Annotated in this window: 2 protein-coding genes; both read right to left on the bottom strand. The window is 72.3% G+C overall.

Annotation, left to right across the window (positions count from 1 at the left end):
• A partial coding sequence (locus A7A76_RS20800; protein ID WP_206413096.1) for a heme biosynthesis HemY N-terminal domain-containing protein occupies window positions 1-379 on the bottom strand: 379 nt, incomplete at its 3' end.
• A gap of 39 nt (window positions 380-418) precedes the next feature.
• Window positions 419-1,417, bottom strand: coding sequence for a uroporphyrinogen-III C-methyltransferase (locus A7A76_RS20805; RefSeq protein ID WP_206413097.1), 999 nt, complete (start codon window positions 1,415-1,417; stop codon window positions 419-421).
• Between the last annotated feature and the right edge of the window lie 106 nt (window positions 1,418-1,523).

Consider the following 1,523-nt stretch of genomic DNA (forward strand, 5'->3'; position numbering starts at 1 on the left):
GCGCCGCCGCGGCGCGCGCGGCGCCGACGCCGGCCACCGCGGCCACGTCGCCGTTGCGCGCGGCCAGTGCCAGCGATTTCTCGGCGCGGCTCCAATGGCCCTGGTGCAGCGCGTCCAGGCCGTCGATCAAGCGCGCGCGCGCCTGCTTCTTTCGGTGCCGGCGCATCGCCACGAACGGCAGGCTCAACGCCTTCCAGACCAGCCACAGCGCGAGCAGGCCGCCGACCAGCATCAGCAGCGCCTTGGGCACGTTGGTGAGGTAGTCGTAGCCGCCGTAGGTGACGACCACCCGGCCCGGATCCTGCAGCAGCAATTGCGCGGCCAAGGCGCCGACCAGGGCCAGCACGATCCAGAACAGCAGGTTGCGGAACAGGTTCATCGCGGCGCTTCCTTCCTCAAAGCCGAATCAAGGCGGCCGTCAATGCGCGGCCGTGCGCAGCTGGCGCAACTGCTGCAGTGTGGTGCCGAGGGTGGGAACCGTCAGTGAAAGCGGCGTCGCCGCCAGTTCGCGCAGGCTCGCGAGCTGTTTGTCCTGCGTGGGCGAAGGCGCGGACAAGCGCTGCACCCATTGCTCGGCGCGCTTGAGCGCGATCTTGTAGCCGTCGGCGTCGTGGCGTTCGGCCGCCGCGCGCGCGAGCGAGATCTCTAGTTGCAGGCCGGCCAGCGCGGCGGCGCGGTCGGCCGGATGCGAGGCGACGGTGCGGTTGACCGGCTGGGTTTCGATCAGCGTGCCGAACGCGCGCCGCCACCACGGCGCCGGTTCGGCGACGGCGGGCTTGGCGGTGTCCTGCGGCAGGCTCAGCGACTGCGCCAGCGCGTCGAGCTTGGCCATCGCCTGCATGCGCGGTTCGATCCCCAGTTCCTTGAGCGCGGCGGTTTCCTGCAGCAGGGTCTGGCGCAGGCTCAGGTAGGCCGGGTCGTCGATGCCGTCGAGCACGCCGCCGGCCAGGATGTAGGCGCGGCGCGCGCCTTCCAGGTCGCCGGCGATCTGCAGGCGCTGCTGGCCCAGGGTCAGCAGCAGTTCGGTCTCGTCCAGGCGCATGGCCTGGGCGCCGTGGCGGTTGGGATCGGCGAGCTTGGACACGCTGTCCTCGATCAGCGCCGCGCGCTGGCCGATGCCGTGCAACTCGTCGCGCAACACCCGGTTGGTGCTGTCGGCCTGGACGATGCGGCGGTTCTGCGCGTCCTGATTGGTGCGCAGGCCGTCCACGCGCTGCTCCAGCGCGTCCAGGCGCTGCGCGCCGTCGGCCGCGGCCTCGCGTTCGATCACTTCGCGCTGCTGCCACTGGCGCCAGCCGTACCAGCCGCCGGCGCCGACCAGCGCCAGCACGATGAGCCACAGCCAGACGGACGAACCGCGGCGCGCGGCCGCGGCGGTAGAAGGGGGGATGGACACGGAATCGGTGGGGTCGCTCATGACCCGGCCATGCTACCGGATGAACGGATCAAGACAGCCTTGACGCCGTGGCGGCGGGGCGCGGCCGGGCGTCCGGCGCGGACCGGCGGCGCGGCCTGGCGGGCGC

Origin of the sequence: Lysobacter enzymogenes, assembly GCF_017168095.1 — a bacterium.
Classification (GTDB): Bacteria; Pseudomonadota; Gammaproteobacteria; order Xanthomonadales; family Xanthomonadaceae; genus Lysobacter; species Lysobacter enzymogenes_D.

Excerpts from the sequence above, each read along its gene's own strand:
- A7A76_RS20805 (WP_206413097.1), bottom strand. The coding sequence starts at position 1,417 with ATGAGCGACCCCACCGATTCCGTGTCCATCCCCCCTTCTACCGCCGCG.